The sequence below is a fragment of the Methylobacterium sp. Leaf118 genome (assembly GCF_920984675.1).
GTDB lineage: Bacteria > Pseudomonadota > Alphaproteobacteria > Rhizobiales > Beijerinckiaceae > Methylobacterium.
The window spans coordinates 40,571-60,991 of the sequence record NZ_CAKLBV010000004.1; the positions used below are offsets into that span (position 1 = coordinate 40,571).

General features: G+C 69.1%; 17 protein-coding genes. 3 read left to right on the top strand and 14 right to left on the bottom strand.

Translation table 11 applies throughout. The annotated features are described in order from the left end of the window. Positions 1-329 precede the first annotated feature (329 nt). Positions 330-4,343 (top strand): M10 family metallopeptidase C-terminal domain-containing protein, encoded by a 4,014-nt coding sequence (locus LW587_RS02945; protein ID WP_269780285.1) that lies wholly within the window; start codon positions 330-332, stop codon positions 4,341-4,343. A 38-nt stretch (positions 4,344-4,381) separates the two neighbouring features. Here LW587_RS02945 and LW587_RS02955 read toward each other — a convergent pair whose 3' ends face one another. The 6 genes from LW587_RS02955 to LW587_RS02980 form a co-directional block, all read right to left on the bottom strand. Beyond that, positions 4,382-4,819, bottom strand: a complete 438-nt coding sequence (locus LW587_RS02955) for a ribosomal maturation YjgA family protein (protein ID WP_232628109.1) — start codon at positions 4,817-4,819, stop codon at positions 4,382-4,384. A gap of 531 nt (positions 4,820-5,350) precedes the next feature. Then, positions 5,351-6,199, bottom strand: coding sequence for an alpha/beta fold hydrolase (locus tag LW587_RS02960; protein WP_232628110.1), 849 nt, complete (start codon positions 6,197-6,199; stop codon positions 5,351-5,353). A 67-nt stretch (positions 6,200-6,266) separates the two neighbouring features. Beyond that, complete coding sequence (locus tag LW587_RS02965) at positions 6,267-7,274, bottom strand: SLAC1 anion channel family protein (RefSeq protein WP_232628111.1); 1,008 nt, start codon at positions 7,272-7,274, stop codon at positions 6,267-6,269. Between the two features lie 13 nt (positions 7,275-7,287). Next, positions 7,288-9,540, bottom strand: coding sequence for a xanthine dehydrogenase family protein molybdopterin-binding subunit (locus LW587_RS02970; RefSeq protein WP_232628112.1), 2,253 nt, complete (start codon positions 9,538-9,540; stop codon positions 7,288-7,290). 10 nt (positions 9,541-9,550) lie between these two features. Beyond that, positions 9,551-9,997, bottom strand: coding sequence for a (2Fe-2S)-binding protein (locus tag LW587_RS02975; RefSeq protein ID WP_232628113.1), 447 nt, complete (start codon positions 9,995-9,997; stop codon positions 9,551-9,553). A gap of 267 nt (positions 9,998-10,264) precedes the next feature. Next, positions 10,265-11,053, bottom strand: a complete 789-nt coding sequence (locus LW587_RS02980; protein WP_232628114.1) for an SDR family NAD(P)-dependent oxidoreductase — start codon at positions 11,051-11,053, stop codon at positions 10,265-10,267. Positions 11,054-11,181: 128 nt separating this feature from the next. Here LW587_RS02980 and LW587_RS02985 point away from each other — a divergent pair, with 128 nt between their 5' ends. Then, a complete protein-coding gene (locus LW587_RS02985; protein WP_232628115.1) occupies positions 11,182-12,138 on the top strand; it encodes a GlxA family transcriptional regulator in 957 nt (318 codons plus the stop codon). 23 nt (positions 12,139-12,161) lie between these two features. Here LW587_RS02985 and mnhG read toward each other — a convergent pair whose 3' ends face one another. The 7 genes from mnhG to LW587_RS03020 form a co-directional block, all read right to left on the bottom strand. Then, complete coding sequence (mnhG, locus tag LW587_RS02990; RefSeq protein ID WP_232628116.1) at positions 12,162-12,503, bottom strand: monovalent cation/H(+) antiporter subunit G; 342 nt, start codon at positions 12,501-12,503, stop codon at positions 12,162-12,164. Next, entirely contained in the window at positions 12,500-12,784 is a 285-nt protein-coding gene (locus LW587_RS02995; RefSeq protein WP_232628117.1) for a K+/H+ antiporter subunit F, read from the bottom strand. The genes mnhG and LW587_RS02995 overlap by 4 nt, the downstream gene beginning before the upstream one ends. Then, on the bottom strand, positions 12,781-13,269 hold the full coding sequence (locus tag LW587_RS03000) for a Na+/H+ antiporter subunit E (RefSeq protein WP_232628118.1): 489 nt from the start codon (positions 13,267-13,269) through the stop codon (positions 12,781-12,783). The genes LW587_RS02995 and LW587_RS03000 overlap by 4 nt, the downstream gene beginning before the upstream one ends. Beyond that, positions 13,266-14,870, bottom strand: coding sequence for a monovalent cation/H+ antiporter subunit D (locus LW587_RS03005; protein ID WP_232628119.1), 1,605 nt, complete (start codon positions 14,868-14,870; stop codon positions 13,266-13,268). The genes LW587_RS03000 and LW587_RS03005 overlap by 4 nt, the downstream gene beginning before the upstream one ends. Beyond that, the gene (locus tag LW587_RS03010; RefSeq protein WP_232628120.1) at positions 14,867-15,235 is read right to left on the bottom strand and encodes a Na+/H+ antiporter subunit C; all 369 of its coding nucleotides are present in this window, start codon (positions 15,233-15,235) and stop codon (positions 14,867-14,869) included. The genes LW587_RS03005 and LW587_RS03010 overlap by 4 nt, the downstream gene beginning before the upstream one ends. Beyond that, positions 15,235-18,177, bottom strand: a complete 2,943-nt coding sequence (locus LW587_RS03015; protein ID WP_232628121.1) for a monovalent cation/H+ antiporter subunit A — start codon at positions 18,175-18,177, stop codon at positions 15,235-15,237. Before LW587_RS03015 ends, LW587_RS03010 begins: the two co-directional genes overlap by 1 nt. 238 nt (positions 18,178-18,415) lie before the next feature. Then, a complete protein-coding gene (locus LW587_RS03020; RefSeq protein ID WP_232628122.1) occupies positions 18,416-19,369 on the bottom strand; it encodes a glycine--tRNA ligase subunit alpha in 954 nt (317 codons plus the stop codon). 240 nt (positions 19,370-19,609) lie between these two features. Here LW587_RS03020 and LW587_RS03025 point away from each other — a divergent pair, with 240 nt between their 5' ends. Continuing rightward, positions 19,610-19,852, top strand: a complete 243-nt coding sequence (locus LW587_RS03025; RefSeq protein WP_232628123.1) for a hypothetical protein — start codon at positions 19,610-19,612, stop codon at positions 19,850-19,852. A gap of 4 nt (positions 19,853-19,856) precedes the next feature. Here the strand turns inward: LW587_RS03025 and LW587_RS03030 are convergent, their stop codons facing one another. Then, positions 19,857-20,420 (bottom strand): TetR/AcrR family transcriptional regulator, encoded by a 564-nt coding sequence (locus tag LW587_RS03030; protein ID WP_232628124.1) that lies wholly within the window; start codon positions 20,418-20,420, stop codon positions 19,857-19,859. Position 20,421 lies beyond the last annotated feature (1 nt).

Here is a 20,421-nt window from a genome sequence, read left to right on the forward strand (position 1 = left end):
ATCGTCTTGATGGTTCCGTCATCGGCGTGGGCCGATGCGCACCCTCGAGTACCGCGCCGGCCCGCGTGACGCCGACATCCATCGATCCGCCTGTCGGGGCCTCGGTGGACAGAATCCGATCCCCTGTACTATGCCTTGGTGGAGACGTGCGGCGAGCCCAATGTCCATGACAAGCCTGCAAAGCTTCATGCGGGCACGGGCGTGACGCTTCGGCCCGAAACGGGAACGCCGAAGGTCAGAAAAACCGATGCGGCACAAGAATTTAGACAATCATCCGGGATGCGATCTCCTGGGCCTTGTCTCGATCTCGGTTTCGGAAGGGAACGAACATGTCGCGTGCGTCCGATGCCGCCCTGGCCGCTGATGGATCCGCTCCGAGTGAGAGTGTTCCGCCGTCTGGACGGACCAACATCGATCCGATTCTCGCTGGAACCCGCTGGTCGGCGTCGAACCTGACCTACAGCTTCCCGACCTCCGGGTCCTATTACTCGTATTATCCGACGGGCGACATCGTCCATCCCTCCGGTGGCTTCGAGTATCCCGGCGTTGGGCGGGGGCCGTGGTGGGCGGAACATACCACCTTCACCGCCGCGCAGCAGCAAGCGGCGATCAACGCCCTCGACCTGATCGCATCCTATACCAATCTCACCTTCACGAAGGTCACAGAGAGCGCGACAAACCACGCCACGCTGCGCTTCAGCCAGTTGACGACGGTCTACGACAGCGACGCGCCGCCGATTTCCGGCTTCAACTCGACCATGTTCAACGCGCCGGGGACCACGCCGGAGGCGGGCGATGCATGGTTCGATACGGACAACTTCACCTACGGCGCCCCACGTAAAGGCAATTTCGGCTATCTGAACATCATGCGGGGTGTCGGCGAGACGCTCGGCCTCCAGCAGGGGACTCGCACCTCGAACTATTCAATCTTTTTTGGATCTTCGTCCTGGCTGGATTACAACGCCTCCCACCAGATGCCGCAAACCCTGATGCAGGACGACATTGCGGCACTGCAATATCTGTACGGGGCCAATTTTACGACCAATGGCGGCGCAACGACCTATGCGTGGGATCCCAATACCGGCGAGCAGTCGGTCAACGGCGTCCGCCAGGGGGCTCCGGCGACGAACACGATCTACGGCACGATCTGGGACGGCGGCGGGATCGATACCTACGATCTGTCGCTCTATTCGACCAATCTGAAGATCGACCTGTCGCCCGGCGCCTTCTCGACCTTCTCGCAGACCCAGATCGCCAAGCGCAATGCGGTGGTCGGGGGAAGCCCAGCCTTCACGGCGACCGGAAACGTCGCGAACGCGCAGCTCTACAACAACGATGCGCGCTCCCTGATCGAGAATGTCCTCGGCGGTGCGGGCGATGACACGATCCTCGGCAACAATGCCGCCAACGTGCTGGCCGGCCGGGCCGGCAACGACACCCTGTCGGGCAAGGATGGGAACGACACGCTCGAAGGCAGCACCGGCACCGATACGCTCGACGGCGGCGCCGGCAACGATACGCTCGACGGCGGCAAGGATGCGGACACGCTGACGGGCGGCCTCGGCAACGACCAATACGTCATCCGGACGGGCGATTCCCCCGCCACCGGCCCCATTGATCGGGTCATCGAGAAGGTCGGAGAGGGCATCGATACGCTGCGGCTCGTCGGCGTGAGCCCGGCGGACGTGTCCGTCGTCTTCGACCCGAGCAATGGCGGGGTGCGGTTCGGCCTCAAAGCCGCCGACGGCACCTATTCCTTCGTCAACGTGGCCGCGGGGGTGACGGGGAGCGGTGCCTCGAACCTCGGTTCCGTCATCGAGAAAGTTCGATTCGACGATGGTACCGTTTGGGATCTGACCCGAGGCTACACCTTCGTCGGAACCACCGGCGCGGATCGGATGGAGGGTTCGGATCTCGCCGACCGGCTGTCGGGTGCGGCGGGCGACGACACGATCAAGACGTATGGCGGCAACGACACGCTCAACGGCGGCGCCGGCGCAGACACCCTCATCGGCGGCACGGGGGACGACACCTACATCGTTCGTCCGGGCGAAACCGGTGGCACCTCGGCCTATGACCGGATCGTCGAGGCGCCCGGCGAGGGCACCGACACGCTCCGGCTGTCAGGGGTGAAGCCGGCCGATGTCGCGGTGGTCACCGATCCCGTCTATGGCGGGGCGCGGTTCGTGCTGAAAGCTGGCGCCACCACGTCATTCGTCAATGTCGCCGCCCCGACGACGGCGAGCGGTGCCTCGGAACTCGGTTCGGTTCTGGAAAAGGTGGTGTTCGACGACGGCACGGTCTGGGATCTGACCCGAGGCTTTGCCTTCAATGGAACGACCGCGTCCGACCGCATGGACGGATCGGATGTCAACGACACGCTGTCGGCGGTGGGCGGTGACGACATCCTCTACGGCTATGACGGCGACGACCTGTTGATCGGCGGCGCCGGCGATGACGGCCTCGTGGGCGGCGCCGGCAACGATACGCTGCGCGGCGGCAGCGGCGCGGATGTCTTCTACGGCGATGAGCAGCCGGCGGGTGTCGGCCTCGGCAGCGGCTTGATCACCCTGCCGGCCAACTGGGACAGCTATGCCAACTCGATCGCGAACGCCGTCACCATCACCGACGATTTCTACGTCTACGACGATCCCGATGTCTTCCACTCCGCCACGGCCGCCCATCTCACGATCAAGTTCGACGGCACAGCCTCGCGATACAATACGGATTACTATAAAGTCTTTCTCACCGCCGGCACGACGATGACACTCGATTTCGACGGCGCGCCAGGACAGACGGAGGGCCCGTACAATTCGAACAACGGAAGTACGGGCGCCGTCTACAACGCGTCACAAACCCAGCTCGCTTTTTTCCGGGGGATCGGCGGAACCTATCCCGATGTGGGCTCTTCCAGCTATAACGACGGCTATTTCGTCTTCACGGCTCCCACGTCCGGGATTTACTATATCCAGAACGCTTATGCGCAAGCGCACGAGTTTCATATCTCCCTCGAAGGCCCGACCCCTCAGATCGGTCTCGGCAGCGGTACGATCTCTAAACCCAGTACCTTGGTCTTCGATCCCTTCGACCGGTTCGACAACCTGATCAAGAAAGCGCCCGACCTCACCAACAGCTTTAGCCGCACCGCCAATGCGGATATCGTCGATTCGACCACAATACCCCACGTAACGGTCAACGGTTCGACGGTCGAAAACGGATTCGACTACTACCATGTGCGGCTTCTCGCCGGCACCGTGCTCACGCTCGATATCGACCGCACGACACCGGCGGCGACCACAGATATCACCCTGCGATTGCTCGACGCCCGGAACAACACGCTTGTGACCGGCTACGACGCGAACGGGCCACTCGATCCAGGATCTACCAATACGAACGATCCGTTCGTCACCTATACGGTGCAGCATACTGGCGATTACTACATTAATGTCGACAATTATTACAATACGGCGTTTCAGTATCAGCTTCATGTGTCCGCAAAGGAGCCGGTCTATCCCGGCTCCGGCAGCGACACGGTCACCTATGCCTGGGCCACCCAAGGCGTCACGGCGAACCTGGCCGATCCGACGCTCAACACGGGCGATGCCGCGGGCGACAAATTCTTCTCGATCGAGAACCTGACCGGATCGGACCAGGCCGATCGCCTGACCGGGGATTGGCGCGCCAACACACTCGACGGGGGCGCGGGGGCGGACACGCTGGCAGGCGGCTACGGCAACGACATCTATCTCGTCGACAATACCGGCGACCGGGTGATCGAAGCCGGCAGCGGCGGCACGGATCTGGTGCGATCGTCGGTCAGCTTCTGGCTGAACGGCCAGTCGATCGAGAATCTGACACTGGTCGGCGGGGTCGCGATCAACGGAACCGGCAACGGGGCCGCCAACACGCTCTCCGGCAACGGCGCCGGCAACATCCTCACGGGCCTGGACGGCAACGACACCCTCAGCGGTTTGGGGGGAGCCGACACACTCGTCGGCGGCACCGGAAGCGATCGGCTCACCGGTGGCACGGGTGCGGACAGCTTCGTCTTCAACACGGCGTTGGGTGCCTCGAATCGCGACACGATCACGGATTTCAGCGCCGTGGACGATACGATCCATCTCGACGATGCCGTCTTCACGGCGCTCGCCGGCGGCCCCTTCCAGGCGAGCGATTTCGGCACCGGGACGGTGGCGAAGACCGCGCAACAGCACATCGTCTACGACACCGCCTCCGGCGCCCTGTTCTACGATCCGGACGGGACGGGAAGCGCGGCGCAAGTCCAGTTCGCGACGCTCACCACGAGACCGGGCCTGACCTTCGCCGACTTCCTTATCGTCTGAGCGCGCGGGGACCGCATCGGCCCCGCGCGGAAGGTGAGTCACGGTCGGCGCCCCCCAGCGTGGATCCGCTCGCACAGGGCCGCAACTCCAATTCCGACCGCGTCGGCGACAAGGTCCCAAAGCGAAAAACCCCGTTCGAGGAGCAGCGCACCCGGGAGCGTCAGGCGGAAGGCGTCGAGCCAGGGCGAATGGAAGAGCCGCGAGGCCTCCTCCGTCACGAGGGCGACGAGGCTGGCGATGAGCGCCGTCGCAGCGATCGATCCAGCGATCGATCCCCGGGGCCGCAAAGCCGCGCACGGGCAATAGATCATCGCAGCCCACAGAACCGAGCCACCGTATTTGAGCGCAAGCCCGCTCAGACCGAGCGGAACCAAGCGCCAGACGAGCCCGATGCCGATCAGCACGATGGTGGCGGCAAAACGGGCTCTTGTCATCCCAAATCCGGTTGATCCCTTCGGGATGGCGGATTTGGGCATCGCTCAAACGCCGCGCGGGCTTGCCTGATACGGGCTCCGCTTTGATCAAGCGGAGCCCGGATCAGACCGTTTCCGGTTGATCCCTTCGGTCTGGCCTCGCCGTCATCCCGGGGCCGCGCAGTGGAACCCGGGATCCACCCGCGATGCGACGCGCAAGCATGGCGTCGCGGCCCGTCGTCGATGGCACGCCTCCGGCGCGCCTCTGCGGGTCCGGCTTCGCTTCGCGCCCCGGAAAGACGAGATCGGGGGCTGAAACGAAGCCATCAGCCGGAGACCGTATCAGGCGTCACCCGGGGTTGCCCAAAGGGTGACGGCTCGCCGGGTGCTCGGCGGTGCTCTCCACCCGCGGACCTCACTGCGACAGGCCCTCGGGCCTGTCGCGCCCCTCGTAGCCGAAACAACCAACCCGCTCCCGAACGCGTCTTCGATCGCATCGGTCCACGCCTCGGCCCCACCGCCACCAATCACGACGCGCCCGTCGGCCGTCAGGACGCGGGCTCGCATGGAGCCCCCTGCCGCGTCCGCGGGGGTTCAGGCGGGGCTGTTCTCGCGCACGAAGGCGAGGAGGTCGGCATTGAGCACGTCGGCGTTCACGGTGAGCATACCGTGCGGGAGCCCCGGATAGGTCTTCAGCCGGCCGTTGCGCAGGAGCTTGATGGATTTCAGCGCCGCGGCGCCGATCGGAACGATCTGGTCGTCCTCGCCATGCAGCACGAGGGTGGGCACGCCGATCGCCTTCAGGTCCTCGCTCTGGTCCGTCTCCGAGAAGGCCTTGATGCCGTCGTAATGCGCCTTGGCGCTGCCCATCATGCCCTGGCGCCACCAGTTCTGGATCACGGCCGGATAGACCTTCGCACCCTCCCGGTTGAAGCCGTAGAACGGGCCGCTCGCTACATCAAAAAAGAACTGGGCCCGGTTGTCGGCGAGGGCCGCGCGGAAGCCGTCGAACACGTCGAGCGGCAGACCGTCCGGATTGGCGTCGGTCTTCAGCATCAGCGGAGGCACCGCGCTGACCAGCACCGCCTTGGCGACGCGGCCCTGCGGCTCGCCGAAGCGGGCGACGTAGCGGGCGGCCTCGCCGCCGCCGGTGGAGTGGCCGATATGCACGGCATTCCGGAGGTCGAGGTGTTCGGCCACGGCGGACGCGTCGGCGGCGTAATGGTCCATGTCGTGGCCGTCCGCGACTTGCGAGGAGCGGCCGTGCCCGCGCCGGTCATGGGCCACCACGCGGTATCCGTGTTGCACGAAAAACAGCATCTGCGCGTCCCAGTCGTCGGCCGAGAGCGGCCAGCCGTGGTGGAACACGATCGGCTGCGCGTCCCGCGGGCCCCAATCCTTGTAGTAGAGCGCGACGCCGTCGCTGGTTGTCACGAAGCTCATGGTGTTGGCCTCCTCGCTAATGCGCGTGTCCTCGGGAGAGACGGGGTGTGCCGGATGCTGCGCACGGTCAGCCGGCGAGTTGTCGGAGTTCGCCCCGCGCGATGCCGATGAGGGTTCGGGCCGCGAGGGCAACGATCGTCGCCGTGGCGAAGGCGAGCAAAGCCACGGCGAGGAGGTCGGCCGGGACCGCGCCGACATGCTCGGCGTAGCGCAGGGCCGCCACCGCCATCGCGGCCAGCGGGAAGCTGACCGCCCACCACGACACGCGGAACGGGCAGCAGCGGGGCAGGTCCCGCAGGCGGCCGACCAGCACCACGAACACGAACAGGCTGACGAGAAACAGCGCCTCGGCGAAGGCGTCGATCCGCCCGGTCGTGGCCGTATAGCTGGAGAATCCGACGGCGAAGGGGGCGACCAGGATCATCAGCGTCGGCCGCTGCGCCTGCGGGAGCGGCTCCTCGAAGACGAGGCGGGCGAAGACCAGCGTGAAGAGCGGAAGCGCGAAGAACAGCCCGACGCTCAGCGCGAACAGCGCCAGCGGCTGGGTGTGGGGGAGGCCGAGCATCGGGGCGGCCAGCGGGATGTCGAGCAGGCCGACGACCGGCACGATCCAGGCCGGCGTCGCGTGGGCGAGTTGCTGCCGGCTGCCCATCCAGCGACTGACGATGAGCACCGCGAACGCGACCATGCCGCCCGCGCCCAGGATCCAGGCCGCAGCCGCCAGCGCCGGGCTGAGCCCCTGGAGTACGAAGGGCAGCAGCAGCAGGCTGATGAGCGGGGTGCCGAACAGGTTGCCGGCGATCGGATGGCGGAACTCGGCCCGCACCGCGGGCCAGGCGGTGACCGCCTTGGTGCCATAGGCCAGCGCGAGGGCGAGGAAGGCGACGAGCGCCGCCCAGCCGATTGCGTCGGCGACGAGGGCGGGCAGGCCGTAGCGCGCCGCCGCGAGGCGCCACGCGACGCTCAGGCCGGTCAGCCCCATCACGGACCCGAACAGGGCGACCGGCAGGTAATCGAAACGCGGGAGCGGAACGGGGCACGCCTCCGGGGCCGCGGGAGCCAGGGGCGCGGCCATTCCGCCGCCCGCCTCAGACACCGGACAGACGCGTCTTGGCGAGCGGGAGGCTGCGCACCCGCTGCCCGGTGAGCGCCGCGACGGCGTTGACCACTGCGGGCGGCACGCCGGGCAGCCCCGGTTCACCGATCCCGCCCATCGGCGCCCCGCTCTCGACGATGGTGACGTGCACCCGCGGCATCCGCTCCCGGTCGAGGATCGGGTAGCTGTCGAAGTTCTTCGCCTGCCGCTGCCCGTTCTCGTAGACCACCTGTTCGAGGAGCGTGGACGAGAGCCCGAGGGCCGCCGCGCTCTCGACCTGCCGCTTGACGATCGCCGGATTGACCACGCTGCCTGGATCGATCGCGATCCAGAGATCGTGCACCCGCGCCTCGCCGTCCTTGAGCGAGACTTCGGCGATGGTCGCGGTCTCCGAGCCGAAGGGCGAGGCCATCGAGACACCCCGCGCCCGGCGGGTGCCGTCCTCCGCCGTGAACGGCCCGCGGCGCCAGCCGCCAGCCAGCTCCGCGACCGTCCGCAGCAGGGTTATGTGCCGCGGGCTCTGCTTCAGGAGCGCCATGCGCAGGTCGAACGGGTCCTTGCCGCCCGCCGCGGCGATCTCGTCGAGGAAGCTCTCGTAGAAATAGTCGTTCATCGAGTGGCCGACCGAGCGCCAGAAGGCGATCGTGACCGGGTGGGCGACCTTCACGTAATCGAGACGCCGATTCGGGATCGCGTAGGGCTTCTTGTCGAGCCCCTCGACCACGGAGGAATCGACCGGCGACTTGAACACCGCGCCGAACCAGCGGCCGATCGGCCCCTCGCCGATGGCGGTCGTGCGGAGCGCCACTGGCATTCCGTCGGGGCCGAGCGCGGCCTTGAACCGGGCGAAGCTGAGCGGACGCACCGCGTCCATGGCGAACTCTTCCTCCCGCGACCAAAGCACCCGAACGGGTCGGCCGGTCGCCTTGGCGAGAAGGATCGCCTGGGGGAAAGGGTTGGCCGGGCCATAGTAAAAGTGACGCCCGAAGAAGCCGCCGAGCATCGGCGAGTGGATGCGCACCTGCTCCGGCGACAGACCGGCGGTCTTCGCCGCGATCTGCTGGAACAGCTCCGGCATCTGGTTCGGCAGCCAGAGATCGAGGCTGCCATCCGCCGTGAACCGCGCGACCGCCGAGGGCGGTTCGAGCTGCGCGTGGGCGAGATAGGGCGCGTCGTAGGCCGCCTCGATCACGGTGGCGGCGCCCTTGAACGCGGCGTCCGGGTCGCCCTCCTGTTCCGCCGGGATGCCGGGCTCGGTTGTGGCCGTCAGGGCCGCCAGCATCGCCGCGGAGGAGAATCCCTTCGAAACCGTGGCGATGCCCTCGGAAGCGGGTTCGGTCCAGGTGACCTGGAGGGCTTCCGCCGCCTTGCGCGCCCGCCACCAGGAATCGGCCAGAACCGCCACGGCGCCGGGCAGGCGGTGGATCGTGTGCACGCCCGGCATCGCGCGGATATCCGCCTCGTTGGCGATCGCCTGCGGCTCGGTGCCGAGATGGGGGGCGTGCTGCACGGCGGCGTGGAGCATGCCCTCGACCCGGATATCGATGGCGTAGGTCGCCCGACCCGTCGCCTTGTCGCGCATGTCGAGCCGGGCCACCGGCCGTCCGATCCAGCGAAACGTCTTGGGGTCCTTCAGCGCCACGTCGTCGCGCGGGGGCAAGGCCAGGGCGGCCTGCGCCAGGTCGCCGTAAGACAGGGAGCGGCCGGAGGCGGCGTGGATCACGCGGCCGTTGTCGGTGGTGAGGCTGTGCTGCGGCACGGCGAGCCGCGCGGCGGCGGCCCGCAGCAGCATCTCCCGGGCGGTGGCGCCGAGCCGCCGCATCGCTTCGAAGCTGGAGCGGGTCGAGAAGCTGCCGCCGGTCATGCGCAGACCGTTGACGACGGCATAGTCCGGGCCGGGCGGGGCGCATTCCACCGCGAAGCGGGCCGGATCGAGGTCGAGTTCTTCACCGATGGTCTGGGCAAGCCCGGTGTTGATGCCCTGGCCGCCCTCGACGAAGGGGCTGAGCAGGCGCACGCCACCATCGGGACGGATCTCGAGGAAGGCGGCGACGCGGGTGCCGGGCTTCGGCGCCACGGCCGCCGCCCCCTCGGCGCGCGCCTGGGCTGCGGCTTCCCCGGGCAGGTTCACGCCGAGGATCAGGGCGCCCGCGGCGACGCCGAGGAAGCCGCGCCGGGACAGGTTGCGCACCGGCTCGGATGCGGGCCGGACGCCGGACGGGGAGAAGGGGGTCAGGTCGTTCATGCCTGCCTCCTCAGGCCGCGGCCTGCCGCACGGCGGCGGCAATGGCGTTGTAGGTGCCGCAGCGGCAGAGATTGGACATCGCCGCGGCGATCTCGTCCTCCGATGGCTTCGGCGTCTCCTTCAGGAGGCCGGTCGCGGCCATCACCTGGCCCGACTGGCAGTAGCCGCATTGCGGCACCTCGATTCCGATCCAGGCCGCCACGACCCGGGCACCGACCGGATCGGCCTCGATCGCCTCGATGGTGGTGATGTCCTGCGCGCCGACGCTCTCCACCGGCAGCTGGCACGAGCGGGTCGCCTGCCCGTCGAGGAGCACGGTGCAGGCCCCGCATTGACCGATGCCGCATCCGTACTTGGTGCCGGTCAGGCCGATCGTGTCCCGTAGGACGAACAGAAGGGGTGTGTCCGGCTCAACATCGATCCTATGTTGGCGGCCGTTGATCGTGAGGCTGATCATCGATCGACTCCCTCGAGTCTTCGCGTTGCAATATCCATGCTCGGCGTCGCCTTGGCAATTCGCAACGCCGTAAACGCGGCGATTTCGGACATCGCCGCGATGGTGTCGCTGCGCCGAACGGGCCGGGGCGTCGCTCCGGCCCGATCCGGCGCCTGGCGGGCGCCGACTCCAAACCCGGTCGGCCCCCTACGGACTGCGGGCACCGGCGGTGGCGGCCCGATGCTCGTTCCGAATCCTCGAGGGCCAAACCGGAGCCCGGCGATTCGCTCAGGCTGAGCGGTAGCGTGCGGCCGGCACCGCATTCGAGAGGTGGGGCAGCATGGCTTGGCGCGCGGCTTCCCAGGCCCCCCATTCCTCCCCCTCCTGAAGCGACGGCACGGTGGCGAACTCGCCCCGATCGAGGCCGATGAGTGCCGCATCGACCAGATCCTCGGCCGACATCACCCATTCCTGGGGCAGGTGGCTGGCAGGCAGGCCGGCAACGTCCCAGAACTCGGTGCCAGTCGCGCCCGGCAGCACCACCTGCACGGTGACGCCGGTCCCGGCGAGGTCCTTGCGCAGGGACTGGCTGAAGCCGAGGACGAAGGATTTCGAGCCGCCATAGACGCCGTTCAGCACCTCCGGCCCGATGGCGGCGATCGAGGCGATGTTGATGATCGTGCCCTTGCCCCGGGCCGTGAAGGCCGGCACCGCCGCGTAGGTCAGGCGCATCGGCGCGGTGACGTTGATGGCGATCATCCGCTCCATCTCGTCGACCGAGGCCGCGGCGAGGGGCGCGGCGCTGCCGAAGCCGGCATTGTTGATGAGATGCGTGATGCTGGCGTCGCTGGCCAGGATCGCCTCGACCGCGGCGAGGCCCGTCCGATCCGTCAGATCGGCCGCGACGGTCCGCACCGCGACGCCGTGACGGCGCCTTAGCCTATCGGCCACCGCCTCGAGCCGCGCCGCGTTGCGGGCGACGAGGATGAGGTCGTGGCCGCGCCCGGCGAAGCGGTCGGCGTAGACGGCGCCGATGCCGGACGACGCGCCGGTGACGAGCACGGTTCCCTGGGTCATGATCGTGGGTCCTGTCCCGAAGCCCGTCCGGACGCGCCGGCGGGCGATCACAAGACCCTAAGCCTGGACGGTGATGTCTGAAATGACGTATAAACGTCAAATCGAGACATAGCGAGGGAGGACGGCCGATGCGCCAGGTCGGGTTCATCCTGGAGGATGGTTTCCAGGTGATGGGGCTCGCCGCCCTGTCCGCCTTCGAATTCGCGAACATGCATCTCGGTCGGGAGGCCTATCGGCTGACGGTCATGTCGGAGCGGGGCGGCACCGTGCGCTCGTCGCTCAGCATCGGCATCGAGACCGAACCGCTGGCCGGCTCCCCCGACACGCTGATGGTGGTCGGCGAGTTGCTCCCACGCCCGCTCTCGCAAGGTTTACGCGCCTATATCGCCGAAGCCGGTCGGACCTCCCGGCGCATCGCGGGCCTCTGCACCGGGGCCTTCGCCCTGGCCGAGGCGGGCCTGCTCGACGGCCGGGCCGCGACCACGCACTGGGCCCATTCTCGTGTCCTGCAGGAGCGCTTTCCCCTCATCCGCGTCGACGACGACCGCATCTTCGTATCCGACGGCCCGATCTGGACATCGGCCGGGATGAGCGCGGCGATCGACCTGACCCTGGCGCTGATCGAGGACGATCACGGCGCGGACCTCGCGCGCGCGATCGCCCGCAAGCTCGTCGTCTATCACCGCCGCCCCGGGGGGCAGTCGCAATTCTCGGCCCTGCTCGAACTCGAGCCGCGCTCGGATCGGATCCGGCGGGCCCTCGTCTATGCCAAGGAGAACCTGCGCCGGCCACTGACCGTGGAGGAGCTGGCGCAGGCCGCGAGCGTGAGCCCGCGCCAGTTCAGCCGGCTGTTTCGCGAGGAGACCGGGCAATCCCCGGCAAAGGCCGTCGAGCGCCTTCGGCTCGAGGCGGCGAAGGCCATGCTGGAGGAGGGCCGCCACGCGATGGACGTGGTCGCCCGCGACACCGGTTTCGTCGACCGCGACCGGATGCGTCGTGCCTTCCTGCGCGCCTTCGGCCATCCACCGCAGAGCCTGCGCCGCAGCCTGCGGCTGATCGAGGGGGACGACGCCTCCATGGCGTGATCGCCCGGGCGGCGACCGTCTTGTCAGACCTCCGGCGGCGCGCCGGGATTGCCCTCGTAGCGGTCCCGGTGGGCGGCGGTGCGGGCCAGGAGCAGAAGGGTGACCGGGGTGGTGACGGTCAGGAAGATGCCGATCAACGCGTCGCGCAGGACGAGGCGCCCCTCGAGCAACGACAGGAGCAGCATCGAGCCGCACAGGATCAGGGCCGTGCCGAGCGTCGCGCCGAGCGTCGGGGCGTGAACGCGCTCGTAGAAGGTTTTCAGGCGGATCAGGCCGAACGCCCCGGTGAGGGAGAAGCCGGCGCCCGACACCGCCAGCAGGACGACGAGCCATGCGGCCCAGGCCGGCAATGCGCCCTCGTTCATTGGATCACCTCGCCCTGCATCAGGAACTTGGCGAGGGCCACGGTGGCGGTGAAGCCGATCATGCCGAGGATCAGCGCGGCCTCGAAATAGAGTCCGCTGCCGGTGCGCATTCCGTGGACCACGATGGCCAGCATGCCGTTGAGGTAGAACGTGTCGAGACCGAGGATGCGGTCCTGCGCGCGGGGCCCGCGCAGCATCCGCCACGCGGCGAGCGCCATCGCCAGAACCAGCATTCCCTGCGCGAGGCCGAGGCCCCAATCGAGAACGGTGGTGGCGCTCATGAGAAAATCTCCATCAGGGGGCGCTCGTAGCGGTCCTTCACCCGGCGCTCCCAGTCGCTGCCCTCGGTGTAGTCGAGGACATGCATGAGCAGGCAGCGCGTGTCAGAATCGTACTGCACCCAGAGCGTTCCGGGCGTGGCCGTGAGGATGATCGCCAGGACCGTGAGGCCGTAGGGCTCGCGCAGGTCGAGCGGCACCGTGACGAAGCCTGTCCGCCGCTCGCCCCGGCGCAGACCGAGGATGACGCGGGCCACGTCGAGGTTGGAGCGAACCATATCGTAGAGGACGATCCCCAGGAGGCGGACGATCGTGGCCGGCGCGCGCACCCGCACCGGCCGGGGCTGCAACGCCCCCATCACCGCGGGCACGGTCAGCCCCACGAGGAGCGCGAGCAGCACATTGCCCGGCGTCGGCGGCGCATTGAGCACCAGCCAGGTCAGGGTCAAAGCCGCCGACAGGAGCGGGTAGGGCAGGATCCGGCTCACGGGCGGCCTCCTTCGGCTGCGCCGAGGACCGCGTGGACGTAATCCTGCGGCCGGCTCAGCCACGCGACCGTCGCGTCGGCATAGGCGAGGACGGGGCCACCCCACAGGGCGAGCACGAGGCAGGCCACGAGCAGGCCGGCGATGGCCACGAATTCCGGCGCGCGCAGCACCGGGGCGGGATCGTCGCTCGGCACCCACAGGCTGAAGATGCCGAGCCGCACCAGGGGCATCAGCGTGCCGAAGCTCGACAGCGTCAGCGCCGCGATCAGCCCCCAGGCCGATGCCGTCATCGTCCCGCTCGTCAGGCCGGAGAACATCGCGAGCTTGCCGACGAAACCGGCGAGCGGGGGGATGCCCGCGAGCATCAGCGTGCAGACGAGGAAGCAGACGCCCAGGATCGACACCGCGGCGGGGATCGCCCGGCCGACCTCCGTCGCCTCCGGGTCGTCGAAGGGATCGCGGTACTCGTCGGCGAAGACCGGCTTCGTCGCCTCCGCCGGATCGCGGCCCCGCTGGAGGATCTCGGCGAGCAGGAACAGGGCGCCGGCCGCGAGGGTCGAGCCGACGAGGTAGTAGAGGGCCCCGGACAACGCCCGCTCGCTGCCGGTCCCGAGCGCGGCCAGCACCGTGCCCGAGGAGATCATCACGGCGTAGCCCGCCGCCCGGGTCAGTTCCCGCGCGGCCAGAATCCCGATCGTGCCAAAGCCGATCGTGGCGAGGCCCGCCGCGAGGATGCAGCTCTGGGCGTATCCGGCGGACAGGCCCTCCCCGAACAGGAGCAGGCTCAACCGCACCACGACATAGACCCCCACCTTGCTGAGGATGGCCAGGATCGCGGCCGCGGGGGCGCTCGCCGCCGCGTAGGTGGTCGGAAGCCAGAAGCCGAGGGGCCAGGCGCTGCACTTGATCAGGAAGGCCAGGCCGAGCACCGCGCAGCCGACCTCGAACAGGCCCACCTCGTCAACGGACGGGGCGGCGAGGCGCCGGGCGAGGTCGGCCATGTTGAGGGTGCCGGTCGTGCCGTAGATCAGGCTGACGCCGACGAGGAAGAACAGCGAGGCCACGAGGTTGACGGCGATGTAGCCGAGCCCGGCCCGGATCCGGACCTCGCCCGAGCCGTGCAGGACGAGGCCGTAGGAGGCGGCCAGCATCACCTCGAAGAACACGAACAGGTTGAACAGATCGCCGGTGAGGAAGGCGCCGTTCACGCCCATCAGGAGCAGCAGGAACAGGCCGTGGAAGCGCGGCCCCGCTCCGCCCCATCGGGCAAAGGAGAAGACGAGGGCGCACAGGCCGAGGAGATTGGCGAGCGCCAGCATCGGGGCCGAGAGCCGGTCCGCCACCAGCACGATGCCGTAGGGCGCGGCCCAGTTGCCCAGGCGGTAGACCTGCGCCGCCTCACCCGCGCGCCCGACGAGGACGAGGGCGATGCCGAGCAGGACCAGCACCGTGGCGAGGCTGAGGGCCCCCTTCAGCTGCCGGCGGCGTTCGTCCATGAGGAACATCGCCCCGGCGACCGCGATCGGCAGCACCACCGGCAGGACGACGAGATGGTCGGACCACGCGCTCACGGCGGGAACGTTCGCGGCGACGCCGGTCATGGGAGGGGGTTCCCGGGATGCGGCTCGACCCGGTGCGGCTCGCGGCCGTCGACGTGGTCGCTGCCGGTGACGCCGCGGGCGGCCAGCAGGACGACGAGGAACAGAGCCGTCAGCGCGAAGCTGATCACCAGGGCGGTGAGGACGAGGGCCTGCGGCACCGGATCGTCCACCGAGACGATCTCGGGTACGGCGCCCAGCACCGGCGGTGCGCCGACGGTGAGGCGGCCCATGGCGAAGATGAACAGGTTGACGGCGTAGCTCAGCAGCGAGAGGCCGAGCACGACCTGGAACGTGCGCGGCCGCAGCATCAGCCAGACGCCGGAGGCGGCGAAGACGCCGATGCCCGCCGACAGGACGAGTTCCATCAGGCGGGCTCCTTCTCGGCCATGCGCTCGGCGGCGGCAGCGGCCTCGGCATCCGCGGCGCGGGTGCGGCGCAGGGATTGGTGGGCGAGCGCCACGAGCATCAAGGCGCTCGCACCCACCACCAGGACCATGATGCCGAGATCGAACAGGAGGGCGCTGGCGACCGGCACCTTCCCGAGCAGCGGCGGCTCCCAATAGGCGAAGAAGGCGGTGAGATACGGACGCCCGAACAGCCAGGAACCGGCGCCGGCGAGCGCGGCGATCAGCATCCCGGCGCCGATCCACGCGATCGGCTGGATGCGCAGGCGCTGCTCCACCCACTCGGCGCCGTTGGCCATGTATTGCAGCATGAAGGCGACGGTCATGGCGATGCCCGCCGCGAAGCCGCCGCCCGGCAGGTCGTGGCCGCGCAGGAACAGGTGCAGCGCGAGCAGCACGATGAAGGGGAACAGCCAGGTCGTCACGAGGCGGGGCACCAGCAGGGCGTCGGCGGTGGTCTGCCCCGGCTCGCGGCCCTCGCGGGCACCGTCATAGGCGTCGTAGCGCACCTGCTGGAGCGGCCGCTCCAGACTGTCGGGGGCGGGACGGAAGCGGCGCAGCAGAGCGAAGACCGTGAGGCCGACGACGCCCAGCACGCAGATTTCGCCCAGGGTATCGAAGGCCCGGAAATCCACGAGCAGCACGTTGACGACGTTGCGCCCGCCCGCCTGCGGATAGGCCTCCTCGACGAACCAGCGGCTGATGCCGTCGACCGCCGGGCGCGTCATCACCGCGTAGGCGAGCCCCGCCATCCCGAAGCCGACGAGCCCGGCGATGCACAGGTCGATCAGGCGGCGGCGGCGGCCCCGCGCTTCCTCGGAGGCCGGGACGGGAATCGCCGCGTTCCGCTTGGGCAGCCAGCGCAGGCCGAGCAGCAGCATCACCGTGGTGACGATCTCGACGAGGATCTGCGTGACGGCGAGATCGGGGGCCGACAGCCACAGGAAGGTCAGGCTGCTGACGAGGCCCGCCCCGCCGACGAAGATCGTCGCGGACAGGCGGTGATACTTCGCCCGCTCGGCCGCGCCGATCGCACAGGCGGCGCCCACGAGCCACATCAGGGCGAAGGCCGGATCGAACTCCGTCATCCGTCCGGGCGCGATCAGGTCGAGTCCGCGGGCGGTCCCGGCGGCGAGCGCCGCCGTGAGGGCGGCGAGGAACAGGATGCGTAGCTGCGGCTGAAGGCGTTCGGTGCCGAGCCAACCCTCGAGGACGCGGGCGCCGCGCACGAGGCCGGTCATCGCCCGCTCGAACAGCCAGCCGCCGTCGAGCCGGTCCATCAGCCACGGCCCGCCGCGGGGATTGGTGTTGATGCGCGCGCCGAAGGCCCGATAGAGCACGACGCCGCCGATCAGGGCCCCGACGCTCATGGCGAGCGGGGTGTTGAAGCCGTGCCAGATCGCGAGATCGTAGTCGGGCGTGCGCGCGCCGAGCACCGCCCGCACCGCGCTCTCCAGCACCGGCCCGATGGTGAGATTGGGCACGAGGCCGATGGCGATGCAGGTCAGAACCAGCGCCTCGATGGGGATACGCATCCAGCGCACCGGCTCGTGCGGCGCGTGCGGCAGGTCGTGCGGGGGCGGGCCGAAGAAGGTCTGGCGGATGAAGCGCAGGGAGTAGAGCACGGTGAAGGCGGAGGCGAGGGTCGCCAGCACCGGCAGCGCGAGGTGGAGCGGGTGGTCGCCCGCGTTGTCGACGGCCTCCGACAGGAACATCTCCTTGGACAGGAAGCCGTTGAGCAGCGGCACCCCGGCCATCGCGGCGGCGGCCACCATCGCCAGCGTCGCCGTGTAGGGCATCGCGCGCCACAGCCCGCTCAGGCGGCGCATGTCGCGGGTCCCGGTCTCGTGGTCGATGATGCCGGCCGCCATGAACAGCGACGCCTTGAAGGTCGCGTGGTTCACGACGTGGAAGATCGCCGCGACGACGGCGAGGGGAGAGTCGAGACCGAGCAGGAGGGTGATCAGCCCGAGATGGCTGATGGTCGAATAGGCCAGAAGCCCCTTCAGGTCGTGCTGGAAGATCGCGCTCCAGGCACCGACGAGCAGCGTCGCCATGCCGGCCCCGCCGACGATCCAGTACCAGCTCTCGGTGCCCGACAGGACCGGCCAGAACCGGATCATCAGGAAGATGCCGGCCTTCACCATGGTGGCCGAGTGCAGATAGGCGCTGATCGGCGTCGGCGCCGCCATGGCGCGGGGCAGCCAGATATGGAACGGGAACTGCGCCGACTTGGTCAGCGCGCCGGCCAGCACGAGGACCAGGGCCGGCACGTAGAGCGGGCTGTTGCGGATCGCATCACCGGAAGCCAGCACCGCGTCGAGATCGTAGCTGCCGACGATCTGCCCGATCAGGATCATGCCGACCAGCAGGCAGAGGCCGCCCGCGGCCGTGATGGTCAGCGCCATTCGGGCGCCGTCGCGGGCGGAGGCGTTGTCGGACCAGTAGCCGATCAGCAGGAACGAGACGACGGAGGTCAGCTCCCAGAACACGACGAGCTGGATCAGGTTGCCCGACAAGACGATGCCGAGCATCGCGCCGACGAAGGCGAGGAAGAAACAGAACAGGCGCGGCACCGGGTCGGCGGCCGCCATGTAGTAGCGGGCGTAGAGCACCACCAGCGCGCCGATCCCCAGCACCAGCATCGCGAACAGCCAGGCCAGGCTGTCGAGCCGCAGGACGATGCGGACCCCCAGCGTCGGCAGCCAATCCACCGCCCACACGACGGGGCCGGCGCCGGAGACCGTCGGATAGAGGCTCGCGATGCAGGCGAGGCTCACGAGCATCACGCCGCCCGCCAGGATCGCGGCGGTATTGCGGGCCGAACCCGGCAGGCAGATCGCCACGGCGCTGCCGAGGAACGGAAGGATCGCGGCGAGGGCGACGAGCAGGTGAGGCGACATCGGTGGGGGCAAGGATGAACTCGCGGGCCGGACACCACCCGGTCAGGTGATGGGGCCATCCATCGGGGCAGGGGACACGTCTCGCCGGGCGCTTCTAGCAGAAGCACGCGCGGCGCGAACCGCGCCTATGAGGCCAAGGTAGGCGCGAGCCATGTCCGGGGCGAGGGAATTGTCGCGCGCCTCAGCCGTGCAGCCCGTCGCGCGCCGCCGGAGCGGGGACACCGTCCCCCGACGCCCCTCAGGCGGCACCGGGCGCGCCGGCCGCCTCGAAGCCCCCGGCCGCCGTCCTGAGCCAGGCGGCGCCGCAGGCCTTGGCGAGTTCGCGCACTCGCAGGATGTAGCTCTGCCGCTCGGTGACCGAGATGACGCCACGGGCGTCGAGCAGGTTGAAGACGTGGCTGGCCTTGATGCACTGGTCATAGGCCGGCTGGACCATGCCGTGGCGCTCGCCCTCGGACGCGGGAGCGCCGGTCTCGAGATAGAGGCGGCAGGCCTTCTCCGCGTCGGTGAACTGGCGAAACAGCATCGCGGTGTCCGCGGCCTCGAAATTGTGGCGCGAATATTCCTGCTCCGCCTGCAGGAACACGTCGCCGTAAGTGACCTTCGCCGCGCCCTCGGCCCCGTTGAAGTTGAGGTCGTAGACGTTCTCAACCCCCTGCACGTACATGGCGAGGCGCTCCAGCCCGTAGGTCAGCTCGCCCGCCACCGGGGCGCATTCGAAGCCCGCGACCTGCTGGAAATAGGTGAACTGGCTCACCTCCATCCCGTCGCACCAGCATTCCCAGCCGAGGCCCCAGGCGCCGAGCGTCGGACTCTCCCAATCGTCCTCGACGAAGCGGATGTCGTGCAGGTGCAGATCGACCCCGATCGCCTCGAGCGAGGCGAGATAGAGTTCCTGGAGGTTCGGCGGGTTCGGCTTCAGGATGACCTGGAACTGGTAATAGTGCTGCAGCCGGTTCGGGTTCTCGCCGTAGCGCCCGTCCTTGGGCCGGCGCGAGGGCTGGACATAGGCCGCCTTCCAGGGCTTCGGCCCCAGGGCCCGCAGGGTCGTGGCCGGATGGAAGGTGCCGGCGCCGACCTCCATGTCGTAGGGCTGCAGGATCACGCAGCCCTGGGCCGCCCAGAAGCGCTGAAGCGTCAGGATCAGGCCCTGGAACGAGCGGGTGGGCGAGAGATCGGCGTCGCTCGGCATCTCGGGGTCCGACGGCAGGAAAACAGGAGCCGACCGTTTAGAGCGCCCGCCGCCGCAGGGGAAGCCAGCCCGGTCGCCGAAGGCGGCGCGCGCGAACGCGGAATCCCGGTGCGGCCCAGCACATATTTTCTCCACCAAACCTTTCACAGAGGGAACAGCAAAGGTTGCCGCCAAGTTAATGCGGCAATCGAACAGCCACGCTTCGCCCCTCGGGCGTCCCAGATCACGGCTTGGACCATCATGCGCAAGGGAATGACCATCTTCGCCGCCCTCGTCGCGGCCTCGCTCGCCGCCACGCCCCTGGTGATGGGCGCCTCGGCGCTCGCCACCTCGAACGGGCCCGACACCGTCGAGACCCGGGTGGCCATCACCCCCGTCGAGATCGCCCCCGTGGCCGCCCCGGCCGCGCCGGAGACCTGCACCCGCAAGGTCCGGGTCGTGTACAGCGGCTACGCCGCCGCCCCGGCCGGCTGCCTGCGCTGACCGGTCAGGCGGGCGCCCGGCTCCGCGCCCGCAGGCCGGCCAGCACCCGCTCGAAGGCCTCCGGGCGGTCGAGGGCGCGCGCCAGGACGAGGGCGCCCTGGATGCCCCCGACGATCTCCTCGGCGCGGGCCTCGGCCCCATCCGGCGGATGTCCGGCGCGGACGAGCGCGGCAGCGAGGGCTTCCACCCACAGCGCGAAGTAGCGGCGCAGGGCCGCCGCGAAGCGGTCGCGGGCGTCGCTGAGGCTGAGCGCTCCGACCAGGCAGACGCGACGCCCGGAGCGGAAATAGGCCGTGACGGTCTCGAACATGGCCGCGACGGCCGCGTCGGGATCCTGCGCCTCCCGCAGCGGACGGAAGACCGCGCCTTCGAACCAGCCCTCGATCTCGGCGAGCACGGCCTCGGCCATCTCGGCCTTCCCGCCGGGGAAGAAGTGGTAGAGGCTCCCCTTGCCCAAACCTGTCGCCTTCGCGATCAGGGACAGACTCGCCCCCTCGTAGCCGTGCTCGCGAAAGGTCTCGGCGAGGGGCGCCAGCAGGTCGCCCCGCTCCGTGACGGTGCGGGCCACC